Below are 26896 nucleotides of genomic sequence, written 5' to 3' on the forward strand. Positions count from 1 at the left end.
CATCAAATTGACTGACACACCGCTATCGCGAGCAGGCTCACTCCTACAATTCGATTTGTGGTGTGGGTTAGAGCGGGGCGGGCTCTTGCGCCGGTTTTGATTTGTCGATCGCCGGCACATGCAGGTTGCCTTCGGCCACCTGGTCGCCCTCAAGCTGCGGCTGGGTCACCCAGGTCAGGATGTCGTAGTAGCGCCGGATGTTCGCCACGAAATGCACCGGTTCGCCGCCGCGGGCGTAGCCGTAACGGGTCTTGCTGTACCACTGCTTCTGCGACAGGCGCGGCAGGATCTTTTTCACGTCCAGCCACTTGTCCGGATTCAGTCCTTCCTTCGCCGCCAGTTTGCGCGCGTCATCCAGATGGCCGCTGCCGACGTTGTACGCCGCCAGGGCAAACCAGGTGCGGTCCGGCTCCTGGATCGAATCGTCGAGCTGATCCTTCATGTAAGCCAGGTACTTGGCGCCGCCCATGATGCTCTGCTTGGGATCGAGGCGGTTGGATACGCCCATCGCCTGCGCGGTGTTCTGGGTCAACATCATCAGGCCGCGTACGCCAGTTTTTGACGTCACCGTCGGCTGCCACAGCGATTCCTGATAACCGATGGCGGCGAGCAAGCGCCAGTCGACTTTCTCTTTCTTCGCGTAATTCTTGAAGTGCTGTTCGTATTTCGGCAGGCGCTGCTGCAGGTGCTGGGCGAAGGTGGTAGCGCCCATGTAACCAAGGACATCGACGTGGCCGTAGTAGCGGTCTTTCAGGCGTTGCAGGGTGCCGTTCTTCTGCACCTTGTCCAGGTAGGCGTTGATTTCGTTGAGCAGGCTGTTGTCTTCGCCCGGACCAACCGCCCAGCTTTGACTGCGCGCGTCGCCAAGGTCGAAGGCCACGCGGATGTTGGTGAAGTACACCTGATTCATCGCCACTTCGTTGGAGTCGACCAGAGTCAGGTCAATCTGGCCCTCATCGACCATGCGCAGCAGATCGACCACCTCAACCGCGTCGGATTCTTCGTATTCGATACCGGGATATTTCTGTTTCAGCTCGGCCAGTTGCTCGGCGTGGGTGCTGCCCTTGAGCACGGTGATCTTCTTGCCGACCAGATCCGCCGGATCGGTGGGCCGCGACTGGCCGTTGCGGTAGATGATCTGCGGGGTAACTTCAAGGTAGGAGTGGGAGAACCGCACCTGCTTCTTGCGCTCGTCGCTGCTGACCAGACCGGCCGCCGCGAGCACCGGGCCGTTCGGCTTGCCGACCTGATTGAACAGGTCGTCGAGGTTGTCGGCGGTTTCGATCTTCAGCTCGACGCCCAAATCGTCGGCAAAGCGCTTCACCAGCTCGTATTCGAAGCCGGTTTCACCGCTGCGATCCTGAAAGTAGGTGGCGGGGCTGTTGCGGGTAACCACGCGCAGCACACCGTCCTCCTTTACGCGCTCGAGTGTGTTGGGTTTATCAACACAACCACCGAGCATCAGGAAGAGTCCGGTTGCGATCAGCCATTTGGCGTATCGCGGACGCAAAGCCGTTGGGAAAAACATCTGCGCAGTATACGCAAACGGCCACGGGCGCCATATCTCGACAGCGTAGGAGTAGTCTGCTAGCGATCACAAATCCGAGCGAAATCCCTTGAATACGGGCCTTGCCGGCATTTTGTTACAGTAAAAATAAGCCGTCCCTGAACGCCCGATTTACCTGACCCCGGAGGCAGAAACACAGATCGCCACCCGAGTGCAACCGTGCGTAGCGTTTCGGGTGATGTTGAGGTCGGTTTAGGCTAGAATGCACGGCCTCAAAGCACACCCCTTCCCGAGGCTGTCCCGAAGATGTTGATCCTGCGCGGCGCTCCTGCCCTTTCTGCCTTTCGCCACAGCAAACTCCTTGAGCAACTGAGCCAGAAGGTTCCAGCTGTCAGTGGCCTGTATGCTGAATTCGCTCACTTCGCCGAAGTCACCGGCGTCCTGACCGGCGACGAACAGCAGGTGCTAGCGCGCCTTCTGAAGTACGGCCCAAGTGTTCCGGTTCAAGAGCCGACCGGTCGTCTGTTTCTGGTGTTGCCGCGTTTCGGCACCATCTCGCCGTGGTCGAGCAAGGCCAGCGACATCGCCCGCAACTGTGGCCTGAGCAAGGTCCAGCGCCTGGAACGCGGTATCGCCTTCTACGTCGCCGGCCAGTTCAGCGAAGCCGAAGCCCGGCTGATTTCGGACGCCCTGCATGACCGCATGACCCAGATCGTGCTGGCCAACCTTGAGCAGGCTGCCGGTCTGTTCAGCCACGCCGAGCCGAAGCCGCTGACCGCAATCGACATTCTTGGAGGCGGCCGCGCCGCGCTGGAAAAGGCCAACACCGAGCTGGGCCTGGCCCTGGCCGAAGACGAGATCGACTACTTGGTCAATGCCTTCAACGGTCTCAAGCGCAACCCGCACGACATCGAACTGATGATGTTCGCCCAGGCCAACTCCGAGCACTGCCGCCACAAGATCTTCAACGCCAGTTGGGACATTGACGGGCAGAGCCAGGAAAAAAGCCTGTTCGGCATGATCAAGAACACCTATCAGATGCACAGCGAAGGCGTGTTGTCGGCTTACAAGGACAACGCTTCGGTGATCGTCGGCAATGTTGCCGGCCGCTTCTTCCCGAACCCTGAAACCCGCCAGTACGGCGCGGTGCAGGAGCCGGTGCACATCCTGATGAAGGTCGAAACCCACAACCACCCCACCGCGATCGCCCCGTTCCCGGGCGCATCCACCGGTTCGGGCGGTGAGATCCGTGACGAAGGTGCAACCGGTCGCGGCGCCAAGCCGAAGGCCGGCCTGACCGGTTTCACCGTATCGAACCTGCAGATCCCGGGCTTCGAACAGCCGTGGGAAGTGCCGTACGGCAAGCCTGAGCGCATCGTCACTGCGCTGGACATCATGATCGAAGGCCCGCTCGGCGGCGCCGCGTTCAACAACGAATTCGGCCGTCCGGCGCTGACCGGCTACTTCCGTACCTTCGAGCAGTCGATCAGCACCCCGCACGGTGATGAAGTGCGCGGTTACCACAAGCCGATCATGCTCGCCGGCGGCATGGGCAACATCCGCGAAGAGCACGTCAAGAAAGGCGAGATCGTCGTCGGCTCCAAGCTGATCGTGCTCGGCGGCCCGGCGATGTTGATCGGTCTCGGTGGCGGCGCGGCTTCGTCGATGGCCACCGGCACCAGTTCGGCGGATCTGGATTTTGCTTCCGTGCAGCGTGAAAACCCTGAAATGGAGCGTCGCTGCCAGGAAGTCATCGACCGTTGCTGGCAGTTGGGTGACAAGAACCCGATCAGCTTCATCCACGACGTCGGCGCGGGGGGTCTGTCCAACGCCTTCCCGGAACTGGTCAATGACGGCGACCGCGGTGGCCGTTTCGAACTGCGCAACATCCCCAATGACGAGCCGGGCATGGCCCCGCACGAGATCTGGTCAAACGAATCCCAGGAGCGTTACGTGCTGGCGGTCGGCCCGGAAGACTTCGAGCGTTTCCAGGCGATCTGCGAACGCGAGCGCTGTCCGTTTGCCGTCGTCGGTGAAGCCACCGCCGAACCGCAACTGACCGTGACCGACAGCCACTTCGGCAACAACCCGGTGGACATGCCACTGGAAGTTTTGCTCGGCAAGGCGCCGCGCATGCACCGGTCGGTGGTTCGCGAAGCCGAACTGGGCGATGACTTCGATCCGTCGAACCTCGACATCAGCGAGTCCATCGAACGCGTTCTGCATCACCCGGCCGTGGCGAGCAAGAGCTTCCTGATCACCATCGGCGATCGCACCATCACCGGCCTCGTCGCTCGTGACCAGATGGTCGGCCCGTGGCAGGTACCGGTGGCCGACGTTGCCGTCACCGCCACCAGCTTCGATGTCTACACCGGTGAAGCGATGGCAATGGGCGAGCGCACTCCGCTGGCTCTGCTGGACGCCCCGGCATCGGGCCGCATGGCCATCGGCGAAACCATCACCAACATTGCCGCGTCGCGCATCAACAAGCTCTCCGACATCAAACTGTCGGCGAACTGGATGTCGGCGGCCGGCCACCCGGGTGAAGACGCGCGTCTGTATGACACCGTCAAAGCGGTCGGCATGGAGCTGTGCCCGGAGCTGGGCATCACCATTCCGGTGGGCAAGGACTCGATGTCCATGGCCACGCGCTGGAACGACAACGGCGAAGACAAGACTGTCACCTCGCCGATGTCGCTGATCGTTACCGGTTTCGCGCCAGTGGCTGACATCCGTCAGACCCTGACCCCGGAACTGCGCATGGACAAGGGCACCACCGACCTGATCCTGATCGACCTCGGTCGCGGTCAGAACCGTATGGGTGCTTCGATCCTTGCTCAGACACACGGCAAGCTCGGCAAACACGCGCCGGACGTCGATGACGCCGAAGACCTGAAGGCCTTCTTCGCCGTGATCCAGGGCCTCAACGCCGACGGTCACCTGCTGGCTTACCATGACCGTTCCGACGGTGGTCTGCTGGCCTCCGTGGTGGAAATGGCCTTCGCCGGCCACTGCGGTCTGAGCCTGAACCTGGACAGCGTCGCCGAATCCGCGTCGGAAATCGCCGCGATCCTGTTCAACGAAGAACTCGGCGCGGTGATCCAGGTTCGCCAGGACGCCACCCCGGACATCCTCGCGCAGTTCAGCGCCGCCGGTCTGGGCGACTGCGTGTCGGTGATCGGTCAGCCGATCAACAATGGCCAGATCAACATCACCTTCAACGGTGACACCGTGTTCGAAGGCCAGCGTCGTCTGCTGCAGCGTCAGTGGGCCGAGACCAGCTACCAGATCCAGCGTCTGCGTGACAACGCCGACTGCGCCGAGCAGGAATTCGACGCGCTGCTGGAAGAAGACAACCCGGGCCTGAGCGTCAAGCTCAGCTACGACGTCAATCAGGACATCGCTGCGCCTTACATCAAGAAAGGCATCCGCCCACAGGTTGCCGTGCTGCGTGAGCAGGGCGTCAACGGTCAGGTGGAAATGGCCGCCGCATTCGATCGCGCCGGTTTCAGCGCGATCGACGTGCACATGAGCGACATCCTCGCCGGTCGTGTCGACCTCAACGAGTTCAAAGGCCTGGTGGCCTGCGGCGGTTTCTCCTACGGCGACGTGCTCGGCGCCGGTGAAGGCTGGGCCAAGTCGGCGCTGTTCAACAGCCGCGCCCGCGACGCGTTCCAGGGCTTCTTCGAACGTAACGACAGCTTCACGCTGGGCGTGTGCAACGGTTGCCAGATGATGTCCAACCTGCACGAGCTGATCCCGGGCAGCGAGTTCTGGCCGCACTTCGTGCGCAACCGCTCCGAGCAGTTCGAAGCGCGGGTGGCGATGGTGCAGATCCAGGAGTCGAACTCGATCTTCCTGCAGGGCATGGCCGGTTCGCGCATGCCGATCGCCATCGCCCACGGTGAAGGACATGCCGAGTTCGCCAGCGAAGAAGCGCTGCTGGAAGCCGATCTGTCCGGTTGCGTGGCGATGCGTTTTGTCGACAACCACGGCAAGGTCACCGAAGCCTACCCGGCCAACCCGAACGGCTCGCCGCGCGGGATCACCGGTCTTACCAGCCGTGACGGTCGCGTGACGATCATGATGCCGCACCCGGAGCGAGTGTTCCGCGCGGTGCAGAACTCGTGGCGTTCGGAAGACTGGAACGAGGACGCACCTTGGATGCGCATGTTCCGTAACGCCCGCGTCTGGGTCAACTGAGGCCTGTGTACAAGCTCGCCTTTTTTGTTCCTGACAGCCATGTCGAGGTGGTCAAGGGCGCTGTGTTCGCTGCCGGTGGTGGGCGGATCGGTGACTATGACCACTGTGCGTGGCAGGTGCTCGGTCTGGGCCAGTTTCGACCTTTGGACGGGAGTCAGCCGTTTATTGGTGAGGCGGGGCAGGTTGAGCGGGTTGAGGAATGGAAGGTTGAGCTTGTTGTTGCGGATGAGTTGATTGTTGCTGTTGTGGCGGCTTTGAAGCTTAGCCATCCGTACGAGACGCCGGCTTATGAGGTGTGGCGGCTGGAAGATTTCTGATCTTCTTGGCTGCTGAAACGGGAAACCCGCAGATGAGGGATTGTCTGCGGGTTTTTTGTTGCCTGCGATTTGCTTTTCTGTAGGAGTTGGCCTGCTCGCGATGGCGCCCTTATAGGCGACCATGCTCTGGCTGACTGAGTGAATATCCGTTTCTTCGGGGGCTGCGGCTGGCGGTTTCGCCCTTACGGCGAGTCACCTTTTTCAAACGCCAAAAAGGTAACCCAAAAGGCTTGCTCCTGCGTTCGGCCCTCGCAGGCTCGGGTTCCTTCGCTGCGGGACTGATCCGGGCGCAGCGGCTCCGGTTTGCTCCGCTGCACCTACACTCGCTGTGTCTGGCTGCGCCAGACGGTCGCTGCGCTCCCACGCCCGGATCAATCCCTCCGCTCAGCCTTCCGACGTCGCCCGTGGATCAAGATCAAAAGCTTTACTCGAGCTAACGCTCATCGTGTAGGAGCTGCCGAAGGCTGCGATCTTTTGATCTTGCCTTTGCTTTTCTGTGGGAGCGAGCCTGCTCGCGAAGGCGGCCTGACAGCCGACCTGTTTCTTGAGGTTGTACTCGATCCAATTGTAGGAGTGAGCCTGCTCGCGATGAGGCCCATCCAGACGCCCGACAACTTGAGATTGTTTAAATCCGGTACCCGATGACCAGAACCTTCCCACAAGGTTTTCAGGTTGTCCGTCGGACGTGCGATCTCTAGTCTTTTCCCGTCGCTGCGAATCAGCGATCGGGAGTGAGATCCCCGGATAGCTTGCAACTGGCGCCAGCACCACGATAATTGGCGCCAGCTCAATCTGCTGCCTGTTTTATGGCGGCTGTGTGCGGGCAGACTTCGGTCTGGCCGGTTGCCTGCTCCGGTGGATCTCACCTCGCACATAGCTGCCACCCATTCGCCGCGTGAGATCCGGCGATCGATGGCTGCCCATCAGCATCAGCAGGAGAAGCACTGTGGACAAAATCGTTCCCGACCCACCCCTCGAACCCACAACCCCCCTCGAACAAGCCATCCGCGCCGACGACCTCGCCAAAAACCGCGAAGCGATCAAGCGTGCTCTGGATTTTTACCTGTGCCCGCAGCCAGGCAAACCGCACCCGCCCAGCACCATGTTTGTGATCCAGCCGGAAATCGACACCGAAACCCTCCTGGCCCACGCCTGTGAATCCCTCGCTTCAGCCAACACTCTGGCCAGCGATTTCGCCGATCAGCTGGGGCGGCCACAGCGCAATACGGCGCTGGCCATTCAGCAGATCATCATGCTCGCGGAGCTGGCGGTGAATCGGGCGCTGGATCGGGTTGATCCGCGAACCTGAAACCCGGGTCCCTGGCCGTTCGCTTGCTTTCGGTCATAAAAAAACCACTGGGCTTCCAGACCCAGTGGTTCTTACACAACGCGCAAGCGAACCTGTGTTATTTCACCTGGGTCAGTTTCACGTCGGTCACAAGCATCTCGATCAGCGTTCGCAGGTATTTGAACCCCTGGTCTTTCTTATCCCAGCGATCTATGAACAACAAGCCTTGGTCGTTGGCCTGAATCGGCGTGACGACAATTTCACCCGCTTTGGATTTATGCACCAGACGTGTTCCGCTCGTGCCTTCGTTTTCGATCAGGAACATACCGGGCTGGGTCAGTTTGCTGCGTCTGACAGGCGGCGTCGGCGCAATGTTCTTTTTGCCAGGCACCGCGATGTTCAGGGTGAAATTACTGCGCACGGCCCGTGTGTTGACCGCTTTTTCCGGAATCATTGTCGACCACGCGCCCTGTTGGATCGAGCTGGCCAGACCAGGCGTACTGTCGCGGACGTGAAGACTGACCGCGCCCAGCGTCTCGCCCAGCCCCGGAACCCCCAGACTGTAGTTGGTCTGCGTGGCGTCAACGAGTGCCATCCATTTATGCGGCCCGTGGACCAATTGGTCATTCTTGATCACTTGCGTGGCGAAATAGCTGAATATCTCTTTCCTCGACAGCTCGGGATCCGGCAGCCCTTTAACGTGGTAGCTGGCGACGCAATCGATGGCGCGGATACGGATGTTGTATTTGGCCGCCGCCTCACAGACCTCGTTGAAATTGTCGTTACCCACATAACCACTCGGGCGGTCCGCGCTCAGCTTTTGCAGATGGGCTCTGAGGCGCTCGGGCATGCGCTGCGTCAGATGAAAAATATCCAGTTCGGCCTGATGCAGATCGGTGAACATATTCGCAAGGTACAGCGTGTCATAACCCGCATCCTTGAATGCCTTCATGTGTTTCCTGAGCAGCGCCTTGCCTGACACCTCGGTTGGATTTTCTCCGATCAGCAGATTCAAGCGGCCGTCGGCCAGTTTTTGCAGAAACGTGTCAAAGGTTTCGTCGCTGGCAATCACCGGCAGCGCGTCTGGCTTCGCATGTTTGAATTCGCTGGAGGCGGCTCTGGCCGCTTTGCCCAGGCGCTGTCGGGTAGCGATAAAGGCCGTGAACAATTCACGGTCTTCTTTCGCGGGATTGAAGAAAGTGTCGAGGCCGTTTCGGTCGCGCATCAGCCTGACCACACCCTCGTGAAACGACGACGCCATGTCGTAGTCGCCCAATTGAGCGGAAGCCGCGGCCGGTGCCACTGGCTTCGGGACGGCCCGTGGTGCCTTGTACGCAGTCGGCATTTGCACAAGATAATCTCCCTTCGCGGCTGCATCACCGCTGATCGCACCGGGTGAATCGAGGCTGATGCGTGCGGATTGACCCAGGTCGATGTCTTCAATCCGCACGGCGATGGCATCGTGCAGGTCGGCCAGGCCTGGTGTCTCGTCGAAGGTGCACATGCGTGACTGTTCGGTGAGGACGATCCAGCGTTCGTCGGGGGCGTCGGCGATATCGGCAGACAGTTTCCTGTGCGAATAAAAATTTCTGATGCTGTTGCTTCGTGGGGTCAACGGCGAGGCGTCGGCCAGCGTCATGGCGCGCTCCAGTTGATAACTGGTCGAGGCGTCCAGAGCGTGGACGCGCAACTTCTTTTTCCGGGCGGCGCGCATAAGTGCCAGATAGGAGAACGGCGCCTTCTCCGTGTGCCCCAGCGCGTGGTCAACACCTCTGAGGTGGGTTTTGATGTTTTCCCAGCTGAGCTTCTTGTTGAAATTTTCCAGCTTGGCATGAAAGATGTCGTCCGCCAGATACTCGACATGCAAGCGCTTGAAACCGCTGGCAATGAGTTCGTCCAGAGAATCGATCAGCACCTGTTTGCTGGCGATGGAACCGGGTTGGGCGCCGATCACCAGGTTTTTCCCTTTGAATGCGTCGCTGTTGATCAACTGCGCAAATGAAGTATCGGCAGCAACTGCCGGGACTTCGGCGCGAGCGGGCAGGGCGGCGAGTTCGGCGAAATGACCTGTGGCATCGGTGGTGAGTTTTTCTACCTGATCCATATAGGCGGCGCGTGTCGAGGCCAGACCCTCAACTACGCCGGTCAGGGTTGAGAGGGGCGAGACGCCCATGTAGTCCTGACCTCTCTTGATTACGTCGTCGCGGAATTGCGGATTCATCACCATCGCGACGCGCTCCCGGTATTTGGGCACCACGCCGTAGTCTTTGCGTGGGCTCGGTGTGTCTGGCACGGCATCGTATTTCGGCGCGCCGCCGACCATGCCACTGCGCACCATCACCCCGTCTGAATTGCGAACAACGAGGATGCCGGTCGAGACGATGTCAGGGGAGTTCGGCTTGCTGCGATAGAGCAGATAACGACCGAGTGCGTCGGGATTTTTCCCGGCAAGGTAAATCCGGCCTCTGAAAACCACCGGACGCATGTCATCCCAGTCAGGTCGAGGCGCTACCTGATCGACCAAGGTCACGACATTCTGCTGTTCGTTGCCAGCACTGGCGATCGCTTGGCGCAGCGGTCGGCGCGCGAGCTTGAGTGAGCGCAGGGCGGGGCGGAGATCGGTCAGCACCGCGCCGACACTGTTGAACAGGTAACCGAGCAAATGCTGGAAAGCTTCACCGTGGTCACCCTGCCGATAAGCGTGCAGGGCGAGCATCGCGTCCTTGAAAGCCAGCAGCAATCCGGTGCTCAGACTGAGCAGCGGGAAAGGGGCGGTGGCAATGGCCGCGAGCCATTCGACACTGGTCCAGATCAGCCCGGCGATCATCTGCGCTCGACTGGTGGTCGTGGCGTGGACGTTGTCGATCCGGCGCTGCAGCTTCATGTTGTACAGCGCCGAGCGCAAATCGCTGACGGCAGCGGTGGCGGGCGTTGAATCGTAGCGCGCCGGGCTGGGCGTAGTCTTGTCGAGGCCTTTGGGGAGCTGTTTTTTTTGCGTTTTCGAGGAACGTCCGCACTCGCGTCTGAGCACTCACGCCTACCCGAGAGGTGAGGTATTCGATCATGCCGGTCTGCTGTTGGAGCAGGTAGTTGAACAGCCGCGCTTCGCGAAACCTGACACCGTCGGGTGCGTCCGGGGTATAGAGCAACACCGGGTTATCGGAATGGCTGAACAGCCACACATCCATCACCCACTCGCCATCGATCATCAATCGATGGATCGGGTATTTGGTGCGCGTCGGCCCCGAGGTTTCCTCCATGCTGGTGATGCTTTGCTCCAGCCATTGCCGATCGCTGCGGCTGATATGTCCTTGCAGCTGGCATTCCAGCGCGGCGACCTTCATCTGGCGCTGAGTAATCGCCAGGGTCGCGTTGCGTCTGAAATCGTAGCCCTCGCTGGTCGAGCTCTGCAGGTCATCCCTGACCTTGTTGGTGTAGCGTTCGCCGATCCACACCCCGGTGACCGAGCGTGCGACGTTCTGTGCGGTCAGGTTGCTGACATCGATACCCGGCGGCCCCTTGAAACGTGCCGAGCGGGAGAATTTCTCATCGAGAAAACCGACGCCATCGGCATAGCCGTCGCGATACAACTGGGTATACGTCAGCGGTTTCGGCGTCAATGAGGGCACGATGGACATCGGCGCGTAGGCCCAGACGGTATCCGGGTCGACATCATTGGCCGAGCGCTTGAGCAGGCGGTTCAGACTGATCTTCGCCTGTTGGTGCACGTAGTCATCAAAAGCCGGAAATTGGCTGCCGGACAAGGCGTGCTGGTTGAACCCGCGCAACGCGCCTTCGGCCTCTTCGCTCAGGGTCGAGAGTTGTCTGCGATCGGCAGCGGTGGTCGAGCGATACCACAGGGGGGTGCTGAAGTCGTAGTCATCGACGCGCGTAGCGAGCATGTGAACGGCCATCGCCTTCAGGCAGACGAGATGGTCGCCACAGTGTTCGAAAGTGACCTTCTGGTGTTCCATCGCTTCAGGTCTGAAGCTCAGGCCCGCCAGTACTTTGCGCAGCGCCGGGCGAAAGCGCATCGGTGCGCGGCTGATCAGGTAGCCCGTCATGCTGTCGGCGGTATCGCTGTGTGTGGCCCAGCCCAGCAGATGGGTCTGGCATTCAAGCTCACTGTCGAAGGCCTGGAACTGTCGCTCGCGAGGGGCCTGCGGGGTGCACAGCAAGACACGCTTGACCGCGCCGCTGGCGTCGCTCTGGCGCAAGACCCATACATCCTGCAGTTGTGCGCCGTGCACCGACAGAGTGGCGGCGCTCAGGAGCGGATCGCCGCCGCTGCGCAAGCGCTGGATCAACGACAAATCACTGTCGAGCAGGTGCCCCTGCAGGACTGCCGTATGGGCGAGGGCGACGATGCGTTGATCAAGCATTCGCTCAATGGCGGGCTTGATTGCGGCTCGGGCGTGCATGTCTTTTTGCAGGCGATTGAAGTCAACCCGGGGCTCCAGGCTTATCGCTTCCTTGACCAGCCATTGCGGTGTCAAGTCGACATAACGCTCCGGCAAGGGCGCGCCGTCGTAGGTGAGCGTGGTGTAGCTCAGGAATTCCGAGCCCGGCAATTCATCGCCCGTGTGCGCGCCGCGCAAGGACAGATCGAGCAGATTGCATTGATGCGTATAAACGCCATAGCCCGGCACTCGGCGATCGGTGCTGATCTGCAGTTTTTCCGGCTCGAGATCGTCGATCTCCAGATCATCGCTCAGGCGTTCCAGCCATTGCTGGCGCGCCAGTGCGATCAGACTGCCGACGGGCTCCATCAGGTCGAGCAAACGTTCCCGCGCCTGCTGGTAGTTGCTCAAGTGCTGCGCCAGTTCGATCTGTTTTGTGCTGCTGGCGCTGCGGTACCAGTCCGGTGCGCTGTAGCGCAAGTGGCGTTCGAACAGGGTCAGTGCGCGTAACTCCAGGCGCGGCGTGAGATCCGGCAGGGTGGCGGTGACCGCTTTTTCCAGCGCTGTGAGCAATTGCGCAGGGTCTTGTTGCGGGTTGTCGGCGAAGCTCAAGGCGCGCTCGATATCCTGCGTGCGTTTTTCGATCAGCGCGTCGTAGGTGTGTTCGAACAGGGGTTTGCTGTCGATTGGCGCGAGCGATAGCGGCCAGATCCCTGCGGCACCGACGTCGTGATAGCGCGTCGGCAGCATTTGCATGAAGTCGAGACGGCCACTGCGCGAATTCAGCGACTCGCGCAGGTGACTATCGAGATCGGTCAGAGAATTGAAGAACTCGATGCCTCGTGCGGGCGTGAACAGCACGGCGTAGCCGGCGCTTGAACCGTTCAGCAGGTCGGTGACTCGCGGGCTGTCATTTTGCGTGACGACAAAGGCGCCGGCCAATTCGACAATGGTGGCCTGATAGCTGAACTGCAGTGCATACATGGCGGGACGCAGCATCGGGCCCAGGCCGGTTTTTTTCAGCAACTCGCCGGCTTGCGGGTGCAGCAGGCGATCACTGACGGCCTGTTGTGCCTCGTGTTCGATGGCGGTGAAGCCCGCGTCATATTTGAGGAAGGTTTTTGCCGGCTTGCCGTCGATCTGGTCCCGCAGGTCCATGTTGATCAGTTGGGTGTTGAGCCTGATCTTCAGGGTTGCGATCAGCTTCTTGCCGTTTTCGCTTTGCAGGTCGCTGGTGTCCAGCTCCTGAAAAAGCAGACGGCTGCGTTGCTGATAGCTTGTCCGGTAGGTTTTCAGCTGTTCGTTGAGGCGTTTAAGGTAGGTCTGTCCGGTGGTCGGTTTGAGTTCGGGAAGCAGCGGCGTGGGTGTGTTGAACAGATAATCGCCGATCTGGTTGAGGTCGCTTCTGATCTCTTCGGGGGTGGGGGCTTTGGGGGTGCTCACGGGCACTTTCTCCAGGCTGAGGATGAAGGCTCAGCATGGCGAGGGAGGTGTTTTGCGGGGTGGTATATATGTATGTGTCGGGAGCCTCTTTGTGGAATGCCTGTCTGGGTGGCGGCGAGCCTGCTCGCGAAGAGGCCCGCCAGACCAGCGCAGATTCAAACCTGCGCGCTGAACTCCCGGCGACTGACCAACCCCTCCAGCGCCCCACTCAAACTCGCTGCCTTGTCGCCCACCAGCAAATGCCAGACCCCACCGTCCAGGCGGCTGACACCCAGGCAGCCCAGCACCTTGAGCTGCGTCTCGGACAACACCTTGTCATCGGCCAGTTGCAGGCGAATCCGGGTCATGGCGATGCAATCAAGCTGCAGCACATTGTCGCGGCCGCCCAGAGCATTCAGCCACTGCTGCGCCTCGTTGCTGGCAAGTGCAACGGTCATCGGCTCCTCGACGGTCACAGCAGTGTCAACCAGCGCCCCACGGCCCAGCGCCGGCATCGCCAAGCGGATTTCATCAGCGATGCTATCGGCCAGCGGTCCGACCACGACCTGCAAACTGCCACCCTTGCCCGGGCGCACCACGGCCATCGCGCCCAGCGCTTTCAGCCCGGCGTCCGACGCCTTGTTGCGGTCGACCATTTCCAGGCGCAGTCGGGTCGTGCACGCGCCGACGGTCAGCAGATTCTCTGCGCCGCCCAAGGCCTTGATGTAAGCGCTGGCGCGTTCGGTCTGCGAAAGCACGGCTTTTTCTGCCGTGGCCACGTCTTCGCGTCCCGGCGTCTTGAGGTTGAAGCGGCGGATACAGAAGTCGAACACCAGGTAATAAATGACCGCGTAAGCCAGGCCGACAGGCACCACCAGCCAGCCATTGGTGGATTTGCCCCAGCCGAGAATCATGTCGATGAAGCCACCGGAAAAGGTAAAGCCCAGATGAATGTTCAGGCCGTTGGTGATCGCCATCGACAGCCCGGTCAGCAGCGCATGCAGGAGGAACAGCAGCGGTGCGAGAAACATGAAGGCGAACTCGATCGGCTCGGTCACGCCGGTCAGAAACGAGGTCAGCGCCATGGATAAAAAGATCCCGCCCATCACCTTGCGCCGCTCCGGCAGGGCATTGCGGTACATCGCCAGACAGGCGGCGGGGAGGCCGAAGATCATCATCGGGAACATGCCGGTCATGAACTGGCCGCCCTTCGGGTCGCCGGCGAAATAGCGCGACAGATCGCCAGTCACCAATGCCCCAGTGGTCGGATCGGTGAAGTTGCCGAAGACGAACCACGCCATGTTGTTGAGGATGTGATGCAGGCCGGTGACGATCAGCAGGCGGTTGAACACGCCGAAGACGAACGCGCCAATGCTGCCGCTTTCCATCATCAGCGCGCCGAACGCGTTGATGCCCTGCTGGATCGGCGGCCAGATGTAGCCGAACAGCACGCCCAGCCCGACCGCCGCGAACCCGGTGACAATCGGCACGAAACGCCGGCCACCGAAGAACGCCAGATACTCCGGCAGCTTGATGTCCTTGAAGCGGTTGTACAGCGCGCCGGCCAACAGGCCGCTGACGATCCCGGCGAGCATGCCCATGTTGATGGTCGAATCGAGCACCTTGAGGGTAGAGATCATCACCAGATAACCGATCACCCCGGCCAGGCCGGCGGTGCCGTTGTTGTCTTTGGCGAAACCGACGGCGATGCCGATGGCGAAGATCATCGCCAGGTTGGCGAAGATCACTTGCCCGGCATCGTGAATGATCGCGATGTTCAACAGGTCGGTGTCGCCCAGGCGCAGCAGCAGGCCGGCGATCGGCAGGATCGCGATCGGCAGCATCAGCGCGCGGCCGAGGCGTTGCAGGCCTTCGATGAAGAGTTGGTACATGGCGTTGGTCCTTGTTGTTTTTGTTAGCGCAGAGGCCAATGTTGATGACAGGCGTGGCGAACGGCGGCGGCGCTGGACAGCTTGAGCAGGTCGCGGCTCAGGCGCTGACATTCGGCTTCGTGCACCTGGCGCACGCGGTCCTTGATCTCACCGATCTGCACCGGGCTCACCGACAATTCGGTGACGCCCAGGCCGATCAGCACCGGCGTCGCCAGCGGGTCGGAGGCGAGGGCGCCGCAGACCCCGACCCAGCGTTTGTGCACCGCCGCGCCTTCGCAGGTCATGGCGATCAGACGCAGCAGCGCCGGATGGAGGGCGTCGACCCGCGCCGCCAGGCCGGCGTGATCGCGGTCCATGGCCAGGGTGTATTGCGACAGATCGTTGGTGCCGATCGAGAGGAAGTCGGCGTGTTCGGCCAGTTGTTCGGCCTGCAGCGCGGCGGCGGGGACTTCGATCATCACGCCGATCTCCGGGCGCTCGGCAATGCCCAGCTCAAGACACAAGGCGTCGACGCGCTGGCGAATCTGCAGCAGTTCGTCAACTTCGGTGACCATCGGCAAGAGAATCCGGCAACGTTGCAACGGCTTGACCTGCAGCAGCGCGCGCAGTTGCTGATCGAGAATTTCCGGGCGCGCCTGGGCCAGACGAATGCCGCGCAGACCGAGCACCGGGTTGGCCTCGGCGGGCAGCGGCAGGTAGTCGAGTTGCTTGTCGCCACCGACGTCGATGGTGCGAATGATCACCGATTTGTCGCCCATGGCATCGATGACCGCTTGATACGCGCCGCGCTGTTCTTCGACGTCCGGTGCCGTCTGGCGATCGACGAAGAGAAACTCGGTGCGCAAGAGGCCGACGCCATCGGCACCGTCGGCAAAGGCGTCTGCGGCTTCGCTGCTGGAGGCGACATTGGCAACTACTTCGATGTGCACGCCATTGCGGGTTTCGGCGGGCAAATGCGCCTTGGCTTGCTGGCTTTCGCGACGCTGCTGGCGCTGGATTTGCGCCTGTTGCACTTCGCTCAGGCGCTCGGCGTTTGGCGTCAATTCGAGACGACCGCCGTCGGCGTCGAGTACCACGGCCTGATCTTGCGGTTGATCGAGCAATTGCGCACCCAAAGCGACGATGCACGGCAGGCCTTTGCCGCGCGCCAGGATCGCGACATGGGAGGTGGCGCCGCCCTCGGCCATGCACAACCCGGCGACACCTTGCGCGCTGAGTTGCAGCAGATCCGACGGCGTCAGTTCCTGCGCCGCGACGATGGCGCCGGCCGGCACCTGGTATTGCCAGGCCTCGCCAAGCAGGGCGCGCAGTACGCGCTGCCTGAGGTCGCGCAAATCGTTGGCACGCTCGGCCAGCAGCGGACTGCCGGTGCCTTGGAGCATGGCGCACTGGGCGTCGATCGACTGACTCCAGGCGTGCGTCGCTGCGGTGCCTTGCGCGATGAATTGCTGCGCGGCGTCGAGCAGGGCCGGATCTTCGAGCAGCGCCATGTGCGCGGCGAAGATCGCTTCTTCGTCGGCGTTGCTGTGCTTTTTCGCTTGGGCGAGAGTAGCGGCGATTTCGCTGCGCACCGCGTTCAACGCCGTTTCGAGAGTCTGTTGCTGTTGCACCGGATCGTGGTTGCCCATATCCGCCGGCAACGTGATTGCGTTCAAGCGAAACAACGGCCCGGCGACCAGCCCCGGCGCCGCGCAAACACCGTGCAACACGCCAGCCTCGGCCGGACGTTTCAGCGCCGCAGTGCTGACCGGCGCTTGCCCGTGATGATCGTCCGGCAGCGCCGTGGCCAATGCGCTGAGCAGCGCTTGCAATGCGGCATCGGCGTCCGGCCCCTGACAACTGACCTGCACTTCATCCTGTTCAGCGATCGCCAGCCCCATCAAGCCGATCAGGCTGTTGCACGGCGCTGATTTGCCGTTGAAGTGCAGCTGTGCCTGGCTGTTGAAACCCTGGGCGGTTTGCCGGATCAGCGCAGCGGGGCGCGCATGCAGGCCGCCGCGATGAGCGACCCGCACCTGGCCCCGAGCCTCGGGGCCGCCGCTTGTATCGGCATTCGCCGCCACCGCTTGGCGCGCGATGATGTGCAGCAGTGGCTCGCCGACCTTCACCGTTTTGACGGTAATCGGCCGCACCTGAAAATCCGCGCTGTTGGTCAGAATCAGCAGGCTGACCAGGCTTTTGCACTGCTGTCCGACCTTGTCCAGGTCATAACGCAACAGCGGCTGACCGAGGCTGACGCGGTCGCTTTCCTTGACCAGCATGGCGAAACCTTCACCGTTCAGCTCAACAGTGTCGAGGCCCAGATGCAGAAGGATTTCGGCGCCGTTGTCGGCGCGCACGGTCACCGCGTGGCTGCTGCGCGCGACGTGGATGATCACGCCGGCGCAGGGCGAATACAGCGTGTCGTTGAGCGGGTCGATGGCGATGCCGTCGCCCATCGCGCCACTGGCGAACACCGCGTCCGGGACGTTGGCGAGCGTCAGCACGGGGCCGCTGAGCGGGGCGCTGAGGGTCAGCTCTTTATTGTTGTCGGGCATGGCTGGGTCTCATCAGGTGTGCAGTCAGTCGGACTTAATGCGTGCGGGTCACTTTGCTCAAATGGCGCGGCTGATCCGGGTCCATGCCCCGCGCCACGGCCAGGCCTGCGGCCATCACGTAGAAACTCTGGATCGCCAGAATCGGGTCGAGGGCCGGGTGGTCGGCGCGAGTCAGGGTCAGGTCGCGTTCGCTGACGTCATCCGGGGCGGCGAGCAGTACCCGGGCGCCGCGTTGGCGCATTTCTGCCGCGAGGCTCAGCAGGCCAGCCTGCTCGGCGCCGCGTGGGGCAAAGACCAGCAGTGGATAGTGTTCGTCGATCAGCGCCATCGGCCCGTGACGGACTTCGGCGCTGCTGAACGCTTCGGCCTGAATCGCCGAGGTTTCCTTGAATTTCAGCGCCGCTTCCTGGGCGATGGCGAAACCGGCGCCACGGCCGATCACCATCAGGCGCTGACAATCGCGCAGCGTTTCGATGGCGACGCTCCAGTCCTGTTTTGCGGCTTCGCGCAAACCTTCAGGCAGGGCGTTGCCGGCCTCGAGCAATTCGCTGTCTTCTTTCCAGTGCGCGATCAAGCGGGCGCTGGCGCTAAGGGTGGCGATAAAACTCTTGGTCGCGGCGACGCTGCTTTCAGTCCCGGCAAGCAGCGGCAGGCTGAATTCACAGGCTGCTTCCAGTGGCGAATCGGCGGCATTGACCATCGACACACTTAGCGCGCCACGCTTGCGCAACAGGCGCAGGCTGTTGACCAGATCCGGGCTCTGCCCCGACTGCGAAAACGCGAACGCAACCTGACCGCTGACTTTCAATGGCGCTTGCTGCATGGTCACTACGGACATCGGCAATGAGGCCACGGGCACGCCGAGTTGCTGCATGGTCAGGTAGGCGAAGTAGCTCGCCGCGTGGTCGGAGCTGCCACGAGCGACGGTCATCGCCACTTGCGGCGGCTGCCGGCGCAGGCGCCCGGCGATTTCGATCATCGGCGCGTCGAGCTGTTGCAGTTGGGCTTGCACGGCCTCGAACGAGGACAGCGCCTCTTCAAGCATTTTTGAAGTCAATGTCTTCTCCTTCGACCATGACGGCGGTCAGTGTGAGTGAACGATCGAGCCGCACGCAGTCGGCCCAGGCACCCGGGGCCAGGCGCCCGCGTTCGGTAATGCCGAGGTAGTCGGCGGGAAATTGCGACAGACGTTGCGAGGCCTCGGCGATCGGCAAGCCGATCTTCACCAGATTGCGCAGAGCCTGATCCATGGTCAGGGTGCTGCCGGCCAGCGTGCCGTCGGGCAGGCGCACGCCGCCCAGGCATTTGGTCACGGTGTGGCTGCCGAGCTTGTATTCACCGTCGGGCATACCGGCGGCGGCGGTCGAATCGGTCACGCAATACAGGCACGGGATCGAGCGCAGGGCCACGCGAATGGCGCCGGGGTGCACGTGCAGCAGATCGGGGATCAGCTCGGCGTACTGCGCATGGGCGAGTGCCGCACCGACGATGCCCGGCTCGCGGTGATGCAGCGGGCTCATGGCGTTGTACAGGTGAGTGAAGCTGGTCGCACCGGCAGCCAGCGCGGCGACGCCTTCCTCGTAGCTGCCGAGGGTGTGGCCGATCTGCATGCGGATGCCACGGCTGCTCAGTTCACGAATCAATGCATCGTGGCCGGCGATTTCCGGGGCGATCGTAATCACGCGGATCGGCGCCAGCGCCAGATATTCTTCGACTTCGGCCATCAACGCGGTATGGGCGAAATTGGGTTGGGCGCCGAGTTTTCCCGGGTTGATGTACGGGCCTTCAAGGTGCACGCCAAGCACTCGCGCGGCGCCTTTCGGACGCTGTTCGCAGAACTCTCCTACCGCTTTGAGGACGCTGGAGATCTCGGCGCGCGGCGCAGTCATGGTGGTGGCCAGCAACGAGGTCGTGCCAAAGCGCACGTGGGTTTTGCTGATGGTTTCGAAGGCGTCCGCGCCTTCCATGATGTCTTTGCCTCCGCCGCCGTGAACGTGCAGGTCGATGAACCCCGGCAGCAGATAAGGCAGATCGTTATCGGCCGGATCGCAGGGCACGCCGTCGATCGACACGACCTTGCCGTGTTCGTGAATCAGCCGGCCGCGAACCCAGCCGCTGGCGGTGAGGATGTTGTCTTCGGACATTTTCGTTCTCGCTTGGGGCCGCGCTCAGCGGCGCAGCTCTGCAACAAAGTCGTAGTAATCGTTGCGGCAATAGGTGTCGGTGACTTCGATCGGCGTGTTGTCTTCCAGATAGCCGACCCGGGTCATCAGCAGCATGGCGGTGCCGGGGGCGATGCCGACCAGGGCGGCGAACTCGTCAGAGGCGTTGATCGCCTGGATGTGCTGGAGGGCGCGGACGATCGGTTTGCCGATGCCGTCGAGGTATTCGTAGAGCGAATCACCCACCGCTTGCGGTTTGGGCATGATCGACGCGGGCAGGGTACTCATTTCAATCGCCATGACCGTGTCATCGGCTTTGCGCAAGCGCTTCATCCGCGCGACTTTGTCATTGGGCGACAGGCCGAGGCGGATCAGTTCTTCGTGGGTCGGCAGAGTGATTTCCCGCTCCAGCCACTTCGAGCTGGGTACGAAGCCTTTCAAACGCAGCATTTCGCTGAAGCCGGAAAGCCGCGACAGCGGTTGTTCCAGACGTGGGGTGATGAATGTGCCAGAGCCTTGCAGGCGGCGGATCAGACCTTGCTCGAGCAAGACTTCCAATGCCTTGCGCGCGGTGACCCGGGAGATGCCGAGCTGGTCGCTGAGGTTGCGTTCGGACGGCATTGCCTGTTCGGCCTTCCACTGCCCGGCATGAATCGCCGCTTCCAGATTGCGCGCCAGCTGCAAGTACAGCGGCGTCGGCTGGGCGTCGTCGGGACGTAGGGATTGGAGGTCGTTCATGTAGGTTGTTTCCGTCGCGAGTATAGGATTGTTGTGGCTCGCTTGTGGGGCGGAAACTAATACCACTTGAATACCATGTCAACGCAGGTAAATGGCCTCTAACCCAGTGAAATGGCGGTGTTCAGGGGTGGTGGTATCAAGTGGTATTAACGATAGGCGATAAAAAGCAAAAGATCGCAGCCTGCGGCAGCTCCTACAATTCGGAGTGGTATCACCCCTGTAGGAGCTGCCGAAGGCTGCGATCTTTTGATTTATTTTTTTACGGGTGACCAGCGGTCGAGGTTACGGGCGAATCTCGATCATGGTGCCGTCCGGCACCAGGTTCCACACTTCACGCATGTCGACGTTGCGCATGGCGATGCAGCCATCGGTCCAGTCGAGGGTATGGAACAGCTGCTCCGGGTTGTCTTCCGAGTCCGGGGTGCCGTGGATCATGATCATCCCACCGGGCTCGACACCTTCACGGCGCGCGCGGGCGGCGTCGCTGATGTTCGGGTAGGAAATGTGCATCGACAGGTTGAATTTCTCGCTGGTCTTGCGCCAGTCGATCCAATAGAAACCTTCGGGTGTGCGTTTATCGCCCTCGATCAGTTTCGGCCCTTTCTTCGCCCCCTTGCCCAGGGAAATGCGATAGGTCTTCAGCGGCTTGCCGTCGGCGATCAACTGCAGTTGGTGGGCCGATTTGAGTACCAGGACTTTTTCGATCAGCGGGGTATTCGATGGCGTCACGGTGGTCACGAATGACGCTTGCGAAACGCTGACGAACGACAGGCAGAACAGGGCAAGCAACCAGCGCATTGAAACGATTCCCCAGGGAGTGACGCAATCAGGTTTTAGGTAGGAGCTGCCGAAGGCTGCGATCTTTTGATCTTCTAGCCAACAATGACCGGCTGCACCAGTGGCGGGATCGATTCCGAACGCACCGGGTAGTTCTCGACGCGCCGATCAGCGAAGAAGCATTCTAAGGTACGCCCGACCGTGCGGAAAGCCAGCTCGTCCCACGGGATGTCGGCTTCATCGAACAACTGCACTTCAAGGCTTTCAGGGCCGGCGGCGAACTCCAGGTCGGCCAGTTCGGCGCGGAAGAACACGTGCACCTGACTGATGTGCGGCACGTCGATCAACGTGTAGATGCTCAGGTTACGCACCCGGGCGCAGGCTTCCTCGGCGGTCTCGCGGATGGCCGCCTGTTCGATGGTCTCGCCGTTTTCCATGAAGCCGGCCGGCAGCGTCCAGTAACCGAGACGTGGCTCGATGGCGCGGCGGCAGAGCAACACTTGCGTGCCCCAGGTCGGCACGCAACCGGCGACGATATTGGGATTCTGGTAGTGAATGGTCTGACAGCTGTCGCAGACAAATCGCAGCCGCGAGTCGCCTTCGGGAATGCGCTGGGTGACCGGGTTACCGCAGTGGCTGCAAAATTTCATGCTCGGGTTCCTGAATGCTGCGCCTATCTTGGCGTGCAGCGGGGCCGGTCGGCAAGTTGTCGTTTCGCGACACGACGGGTTTCGGGGGCTTGGGCGCTCGCTTTGATTGGTGCATGATGCGGAGCAAGGCACCGATCGAGAACACTCATGCTGGACGAGCTACTGCATAGGGTAAGCAACCACACACCGCGCACGCTGGAGACCGACGCACGTTTCCCCGAAGCCGCCGTGCTGGTGCCGATCACCCGCAGTGACGAACCGGAACTGGTCCTGACCCTGCGCGCCAGCGGGCTTTCGACCCACGGCGGCGAAGTCGCCTTTCCTGGTGGACGCCGCGACCCGGAAGACCCGGACCTGATCTTCACTGCGCTGCGTGAAGCCGAAGAAGAAATCGGACTGCCGCCGGGGCTGGTCGAAGTCATCGGCCCGCTGAGTCCGCTGATTTCCCTGCACGGTATCAAGGTAACGCCGTATGTCGGGGTGATTCCCGACTTTGTCGAATACCAACCCAATGATGCCGAAATCGCCGCCGTCTTCAGCGTGCCCTTGGAATTCTTCCGCAAGGACCCGCGCGAGCACACCCATCGCATCGACTATCAGGGCCGCAGTTGGTATGTGCCGAGCTATCGCTTCGGCGAGTACAAGATCTGGGGGCTGACGGCGATCATGATCGTCGAGTTGATCAACCTGCTCTATGACGCCAAAATCAGCCTGCACCAACCGCCGAAAAGCTTTATCGATACCTGAGCCGTCGTTCGAACGGCCGTGAGCCCCGAGGAAAACAAGATGAAATATCGCCTGGGCGACGCCCGTGTCGAAACCCATCCGCAGAGCTGGGTCGCGCCCAATGCCGTGCTCGTCGGCAAGGTCCGCCTGGAAGAGGGCGCCAACGTCTGGTTCAACGCCGTGTTGCGCGGCGACAACGAACTGATCCTCATCGGCAAGAACAGCAATGTGCAGGACGGCACGGTGATGCACACCGATATGGGTTATCCGCTGACCATCGGCACTGGCGTGACCATCGGCCACAACGCCATGCTCCACGGCTGCACGGTCGGCGATTACAGCCTGATCGGTATCAACGCGGTGATTCTCAATGGCGCGAAGATCGGCAAGAACTGCATCATCGGCGCCAATTCGCTGATCGGCGAAGGCAAGGAAATTCCTGACGGTTCGCTGGTGATGGGCTCACCGGGCAAGGTTGTGCGCGAACTCACCGAGCCGCAGAAAAAGATGCTCGAAGCCAGCGCCGCGCACTATGTGCATAACTCGCAGCGTTACGCCCGTGATCTGGTTGAGCAGGAAGAATGACCAGCATCGAACGACCTGTTGCCTCGCCATGCGTGAATATTTGCGCGCTGGATGAAGACGATATCTGCACCGGCTGCCAGCGCACGGTCGAGGAGATCACCCGCTGGGGCCGCATGAGCAATGACGAGCGTCGGGCGGTACTGGGGTCGTGTCATGAGCGGGCGAAGGCGAGTGGGTTGGTGTGGATGATTGGTAAGACAACCGGGCATTAAGATCAAAAGATCGCAGCCTTCGGCAGCTCCTACATTTGAAATGCGTTTTCCCTGTAGGAGCTGCCGAAGGCTGCGATCTTTTGATTCTACTTTGGCTGAAGTAATCTGTGTGCCAATCTGCCAGGTCGCCTCCATGATTTTCCTCATCGCTTACATCAGCAGCGTCGTGCTGATCAACTTCGCCTTTTCCACCGCGCCGCACCTGGACATCATCTGGTCGGCCTGGGGCGGGCTGGTGTTCGTACTGCGCGACATGGTGCAAACGCGCTTCGGTCATGGTGCGATCGTGGCGATGCTGGCGGCGCTGGTGCTTTCCTACATTACCTCCGACCCTTCCATCGCACTGGCCAGCGCCACGGCGTTTGCGGTCTCCGAGTGCATCGACTGGCTGGTGTTCAGCATCACCAAGCGGCCGTTGCGCGACCGCTTGTGGATCAGCTCGGCGCTGAGCATTCCGCTGGATACCTTCATCTTTTTCGGCATGATCGACGCCTTGACGCCACCGGTGATCATCACTGCGCTGGCCTCCAAGTTCGCCGGCGTCACGGCGGTCTGGCTGATCATGGCCTGGCGTGATCGCAAACAGGCTGTCGCCAGCTGAAGCCAAACCCTCGGGTTCATGTAAAATGCCGCGCTTTCTCCCCATGGAAAGCGCACCTGCGTGGCTTTCCTCGATGATCCGCTTCCTTTGAGGACCTGAGATGACCCGTATCGGAACTCCATTGTCGCCAACCGCGACCCGCGTATTGCTGTGTGGCTGTGGTGAGTTGGGCAAGGAAGTGGTAATCGAACTGCAGCGCCTGGGCGTTGAAGTGATTGCCGTCGACCGCTACGCCAACGCGCCGGCCATGCAAGTCGCCCATCGCAGCCACGTGATCAACATGCTCGATGGCGCCGCCCTGCGTGCAGTGATCGAAGCGGAGAAGCCGCATTTCATCGTGCCGGAAATCGAGGCCATTGCCACCGCCACGCTGGTCGAGCTGGAAACCGAAGGCTTCACCGTCATTCCAACCGCGCGTGCGGCGCAACTGACCATGAACCGTGAAGGCATCCGCCGTCTGGCCGCCGAAGAGCTGGACCTGCCGACCTCGCCATACCACTTTGCCGACACATTCGAGGACTACAGCAAAGCCGTTCAGGATCTGGGTTTCCCTTGCGTGGTCAAGCCGGTAATGAGTTCGTCGGGCAAGGGCCAGAGCCTGCTGCGCGGCGCCGAGGACGTGCAGAAAGCCTGGGATTACGCGCAAGAGGGCGGTCGCGCCGGTAAAGGTCGGGTGATCATCGAAGGCTTCATCGATTTCGATTACGAAATCACCCTGCTGACCGTGCGCCACATCGGCGGCACTACGTTCTGCGCGCCGGTCGGTCACCGTCAGGAGAAAGGTGACTATCAGGAATCCTGGCAGCCACAAGCGATGAGCCCGATTGCCCTGGCTGAATCCGAGCGTGTCGCCAAAGCAGTGACTGAAGCGCTGGGTGGCCGTGGTCTGTTCGGCGTCGAGCTGTTCATCAAAGGCGACCAGGTGTGGTTCAGCGAAGTCTCGCCACGCCCGCATGACACCGGTCTGGTGACGCTGATTTCCCAGGACCTGTCGCAATTCGCTCTGCACGCCCGCGCCATTCTCGGCCTGCCGGTGCCGCTGATCCGTCAGTTCGGCCCGTCGGCGTCGGCGGTGATTCTGGTGGAAGGCCAGTCGACCCAGACTGCATTCGCCAACCTCGGCGCTGCACTGAGCGAGCCGGACACGGCGCTGCGCTTGTTCGGCAAGCCGGAAGTGAACGGCCAGCGCCGCATGGGCGTGGCGCTCGCGCGGGATGAATCGATCGAGGCGGCGCGTGCCAAGGCGACCCGTGCTTCCAAGGCTGTTGTTGTAGAGCTGTAAGCGAGTCGCGCCGATCGCGAGCAGGCTCACTCCTACAATTTGAAATGCGTTCCCCTGTAGGAGTGAGCCTGCTCGCGATAGCTATCTATCAAGCGACACGATTCAGGTCGTTGCCGCGCGTCTCCTTCAAACACAGCACCGCAATCAGACTCAACACCGCTGCCGCCGATACATACCCGCCGACATAGCTCAATCCACCCATCGCCACGAGTTTCTGCGCAAAGAACGGCGCCGCCGAGGCCCCGACGATGCCGCCCAGGTTGTACGCCGCCGAAGCGCCGGTATAACGCACATGGGTCGGAAACAGTTCAGGCAGCAGTGCGCCCATCGGCGCAAACGTCACGCCCATCAAGAACAGCTCGATGCACAGAAACAGCGCCACGCCCCAGGTCGAGCCCTGAGTCAGCAACGGCTCCATCAGAAATCCGGACAGAATCGCCAGTACACCACCGATGATCAGCACCGGTTTGCGCCCGTAACGGTCGCTGGCCCAGGCAGACAGCGGTGTCGCGGCCGCCATGAACAGCACGGCAAAGCACAGCAGCCCGAGGAACGTTTCGCGGCTATAGCCGAGTGTGGCAACCCCGTAACTCAGAGAAAACACCGTCGAGATATAGAACAGCGCATAGCAGACCACCATTGCCGCCGCGCCCAACAAGGTTGGTGCCCAGTACTGGCTGAACAACTCGACCAGCGGCACCTTCACCCGCTCCTGACGGGCGATGGCATTGGCAAACACTGGCGTTTCATGCAGCTTGAGGCGCACGTACAGGCCGACCATCACCAGCGCCGCGCTGAGCAGAAACGGAATGCGCCAGCCCCAACTGCGGAATTGCTCATCATCGAGCGTCATGGCCAAGGTCAGGAACAAACCGTTGGCGGCGAGAAAACCAATCGAAGGGCCGAGCTGCGGGAACATGCCGAACCAGGCACGTTTGCCTTTCGGCGCGTTCTCCGTGGCCAGCAGAGCGGCACCGCCCCATTCGCCACCCAATCCCAAGCCCTGACCGAAGCGCAGCACACATAACAGAATCGGCGCCCATGCGCCGATGGTGGCGTAACCCGGCAGCACGCCGATCAGCGTCGTACACACGCCCATCAACAGCAGCGAGGCCACCAGCGTCGATTTGCGCCCGATACGGTCACCGAAGTGGCCGAACAACGCCGAGCCCAGTGGTCGCGCCAGAAATGCGATACCAAAGGTAAGAAACGCCGAAAGCATCTGCGCCGTGCCGGACGTCTGCGGAAAGAACACCGGCCCGATCACCAGCGCAGCCGCTGTGGCGTAAACATAGAAGTCGTAGAACTCGATCGCGGTGCCGATAAAACTCGCCGTAGCCACGCGGGTGGCAGAATTGGTCGGCTGGGCAGGCGCGGTTTCGCGGTAAGCGGTATGGGTCGTCATGCGGTGATCCCTGACAGTCATGAGCTCCAGTGGAGCGAATTATTATGGTCGAACACCCAGGGATGTGGGGTAGGGCGCGAGCGCTGTTTCGAGTAGGAACAGTCGTCGGTTTGCAGCGGAAACAGTCAGGATCCGGGTAGTGCCGGGTAAGCACAGGGATCGACGGCGCTTGGGTAAGCGCCTCGATTATAG

Annotated in this window: 18 protein-coding genes; 8 read left to right on the plus strand and 10 right to left on the minus strand. The window is 61.4% G+C overall.

From position 1 onward, the window contains the following. Positions 1-67: 67 nt before the first annotated feature. The gene (mltF, locus tag DCO47_RS06570) at positions 68-1528 is read right to left on the minus strand and encodes a membrane-bound lytic murein transglycosylase MltF (protein WP_080902468.1); all 1461 of its coding nucleotides are present in this window, start codon (positions 1526-1528) and stop codon (positions 68-70) included. Positions 1529-1813: 285 nt separating this feature from the next. On the opposite strand from mltF, the gene purL reads away from it, so the two are divergent. The 3 genes from purL to DCO47_RS06590 all read left to right on the plus strand — a co-directional run bounded on the left by purL (position 1814) and on the right by DCO47_RS06590 (position 7336). Beyond that, positions 1814-5710: a phosphoribosylformylglycinamidine synthase gene (purL, locus tag DCO47_RS06575; RefSeq protein WP_116657762.1), complete on the plus strand. Its 3897-nt coding sequence runs from the start codon at positions 1814-1816 to the stop codon at positions 5708-5710. A 5-nt stretch (positions 5711-5715) separates the two neighbouring features. After that, positions 5716-6027 carry a YqfO family protein gene (locus DCO47_RS06580; RefSeq protein ID WP_042607740.1) on the plus strand — a complete coding sequence of 104 codons (312 nt, stop codon included), beginning with the start codon at positions 5716-5718 and terminating at the stop codon, positions 6025-6027. 946 nt (positions 6028-6973) lie between these two features. Further along, complete coding sequence (locus DCO47_RS06590) at positions 6974-7336, plus strand: DUF6124 family protein (RefSeq protein ID WP_116657764.1); 363 nt, start codon at positions 6974-6976, stop codon at positions 7334-7336. A gap of 2663 nt (positions 7337-9999) precedes the next feature. Here the strand turns inward: DCO47_RS06590 and DCO47_RS27220 are convergent. From DCO47_RS27220 to DCO47_RS06630, 8 genes are all read right to left on the minus strand, one after another. After that, positions 10000-13158, minus strand: coding sequence for a dermonecrotic toxin domain-containing protein (locus DCO47_RS27220; RefSeq protein WP_256590090.1), 3159 nt, complete (start codon positions 13156-13158; stop codon positions 10000-10002). Between the two features lie 155 nt (positions 13159-13313). Next, the gene (nagE, locus tag DCO47_RS06600; RefSeq protein ID WP_116657765.1) at positions 13314-15029 is read right to left on the minus strand and encodes an N-acetylglucosamine-specific PTS transporter subunit IIBC; all 1716 of its coding nucleotides are present in this window, start codon (positions 15027-15029) and stop codon (positions 13314-13316) included. A gap of 23 nt (positions 15030-15052) precedes the next feature. Further along, the gene (gene ptsP / locus DCO47_RS06605; RefSeq protein ID WP_116657766.1) at positions 15053-17566 is read right to left on the minus strand and encodes a phosphoenolpyruvate--protein phosphotransferase; all 2514 of its coding nucleotides are present in this window, start codon (positions 17564-17566) and stop codon (positions 15053-15055) included. A gap of 34 nt (positions 17567-17600) precedes the next feature. Beyond that, positions 17601-18623 (minus strand): SIS domain-containing protein, encoded by a 1023-nt coding sequence (locus DCO47_RS06610; protein WP_116657767.1) that lies wholly within the window; start codon positions 18621-18623, stop codon positions 17601-17603. Continuing rightward, positions 18604-19710, minus strand: a complete 1107-nt coding sequence (gene nagA / locus DCO47_RS06615; RefSeq protein ID WP_116657768.1) for an N-acetylglucosamine-6-phosphate deacetylase — start codon at positions 19708-19710, stop codon at positions 18604-18606. The genes DCO47_RS06610 and nagA overlap by 20 nt, the downstream gene beginning before the upstream one ends. A 24-nt stretch (positions 19711-19734) precedes the next feature. Next, positions 19735-20466: a GntR family transcriptional regulator gene (locus DCO47_RS06620; RefSeq protein WP_042606908.1), complete on the minus strand. Its 732-nt coding sequence runs from the start codon at positions 20464-20466 to the stop codon at positions 19735-19737. Positions 20467-20748: 282 nt separating this feature from the next. Continuing rightward, complete coding sequence (locus tag DCO47_RS06625; protein WP_042606909.1) at positions 20749-21264, minus strand: murein L,D-transpeptidase family protein; 516 nt, start codon at positions 21262-21264, stop codon at positions 20749-20751. A gap of 74 nt (positions 21265-21338) precedes the next feature. Next, positions 21339-21893 (minus strand): NUDIX hydrolase, encoded by a 555-nt coding sequence (locus DCO47_RS06630; RefSeq protein WP_042606910.1) that lies wholly within the window; start codon positions 21891-21893, stop codon positions 21339-21341. A 147-nt stretch (positions 21894-22040) separates the two neighbouring features. Here DCO47_RS06630 and DCO47_RS06635 point away from each other — a divergent pair, with 147 nt between their 5' ends. From DCO47_RS06635 to purT, 5 genes are all read left to right on the plus strand, one after another. Then, complete coding sequence (locus tag DCO47_RS06635) at positions 22041-22640, plus strand: CoA pyrophosphatase (RefSeq protein WP_042606911.1); 600 nt, start codon at positions 22041-22043, stop codon at positions 22638-22640. A gap of 39 nt (positions 22641-22679) precedes the next feature. After that, entirely contained in the window at positions 22680-23204 is a 525-nt protein-coding gene (locus DCO47_RS06640) for a gamma carbonic anhydrase family protein (RefSeq protein ID WP_042606912.1), read from the plus strand. After that, on the plus strand, positions 23201-23416 hold the full coding sequence (locus DCO47_RS06645) for a DUF1289 domain-containing protein (RefSeq protein WP_064364385.1): 216 nt from the start codon (positions 23201-23203) through the stop codon (positions 23414-23416). Before DCO47_RS06640 ends, DCO47_RS06645 begins: the two co-directional genes overlap by 4 nt. Positions 23417-23549: 133 nt before the next feature. Next, entirely contained in the window at positions 23550-24017 is a 468-nt protein-coding gene (locus DCO47_RS06650; RefSeq protein ID WP_016771544.1) for a VUT family protein, read from the plus strand. A gap of 100 nt (positions 24018-24117) precedes the next feature. After that, a complete protein-coding gene (gene purT / locus DCO47_RS06655) occupies positions 24118-25299 on the plus strand; it encodes a formate-dependent phosphoribosylglycinamide formyltransferase (protein ID WP_065615856.1) in 1182 nt (393 codons plus the stop codon). Between the two features lie 88 nt (positions 25300-25387). Here the strand turns inward: purT and DCO47_RS06660 are convergent, their stop codons facing one another. Continuing rightward, positions 25388-26704, minus strand: coding sequence for an MFS transporter (locus tag DCO47_RS06660; protein WP_116657769.1), 1317 nt, complete (start codon positions 26702-26704; stop codon positions 25388-25390). Between the last annotated feature and the right edge of the window lie 192 nt (positions 26705-26896).

This window comes from Pseudomonas sp. NDM, assembly GCF_003105095.1.
GTDB classification, from domain to species: domain Bacteria; phylum Pseudomonadota; class Gammaproteobacteria; order Pseudomonadales; family Pseudomonadaceae; genus Aquipseudomonas; species Aquipseudomonas moraviensis_A.

Excerpts from the sequence above, each read along its gene's own strand:
- purL (WP_116657762.1), top strand. The coding sequence starts at position 1,814 with ATGTTGATCCTGCGCGGCGCTCCTGCCCTTTCTGCCTTTCGCCACAGC.
- DCO47_RS06630 (WP_042606910.1), bottom strand. The coding sequence starts at position 21,893 with ATGAAATTTTGCAGCCACTGCGGTAACCCGGTCACCCAGCGCATTCCC.
- DCO47_RS06640 (WP_042606912.1), top strand. The coding sequence starts at position 22,680 with ATGAAATATCGCCTGGGCGACGCCCGTGTCGAAACCCATCCGCAGAGC.
- DCO47_RS06625 (WP_042606909.1), bottom strand. The coding sequence starts at position 21,264 with ATGCGCTGGTTGCTTGCCCTGTTCTGCCTGTCGTTCGTCAGCGTTTCG.
- DCO47_RS06660 (WP_116657769.1), bottom strand. The coding sequence starts at position 26,704 with ATGACGACCCATACCGCTTACCGCGAAACCGCGCCTGCCCAGCCGACC.
- nagE (WP_116657765.1), bottom strand. The coding sequence starts at position 15,029 with ATGTACCAACTCTTCATCGAAGGCCTGCAACGCCTCGGCCGCGCGCTG.
- mltF (WP_080902468.1), bottom strand. The coding sequence starts at position 1,528 with ATGTTTTTCCCAACGGCTTTGCGTCCGCGATACGCCAAATGGCTGATC.
- DCO47_RS06650 (WP_016771544.1), top strand. The coding sequence starts at position 23,550 with ATGATTTTCCTCATCGCTTACATCAGCAGCGTCGTGCTGATCAACTTC.
- purT (WP_065615856.1), top strand. The coding sequence starts at position 24,118 with ATGACCCGTATCGGAACTCCATTGTCGCCAACCGCGACCCGCGTATTG.
- ptsP (WP_116657766.1), bottom strand. The coding sequence starts at position 17,566 with ATGCCCGACAACAATAAAGAGCTGACCCTCAGCGCCCCGCTCAGCGGC.
- DCO47_RS06635 (WP_042606911.1), top strand. The coding sequence starts at position 22,041 with ATGCTGGACGAGCTACTGCATAGGGTAAGCAACCACACACCGCGCACG.
- nagA (WP_116657768.1), bottom strand. The coding sequence starts at position 19,710 with ATGTCCGAAGACAACATCCTCACCGCCAGCGGCTGGGTTCGCGGCCGG.
- DCO47_RS06645 (WP_064364385.1), top strand. The coding sequence starts at position 23,201 with ATGACCAGCATCGAACGACCTGTTGCCTCGCCATGCGTGAATATTTGC.
- DCO47_RS06620 (WP_042606908.1), bottom strand. The coding sequence starts at position 20,466 with ATGAACGACCTCCAATCCCTACGTCCCGACGACGCCCAGCCGACGCCG.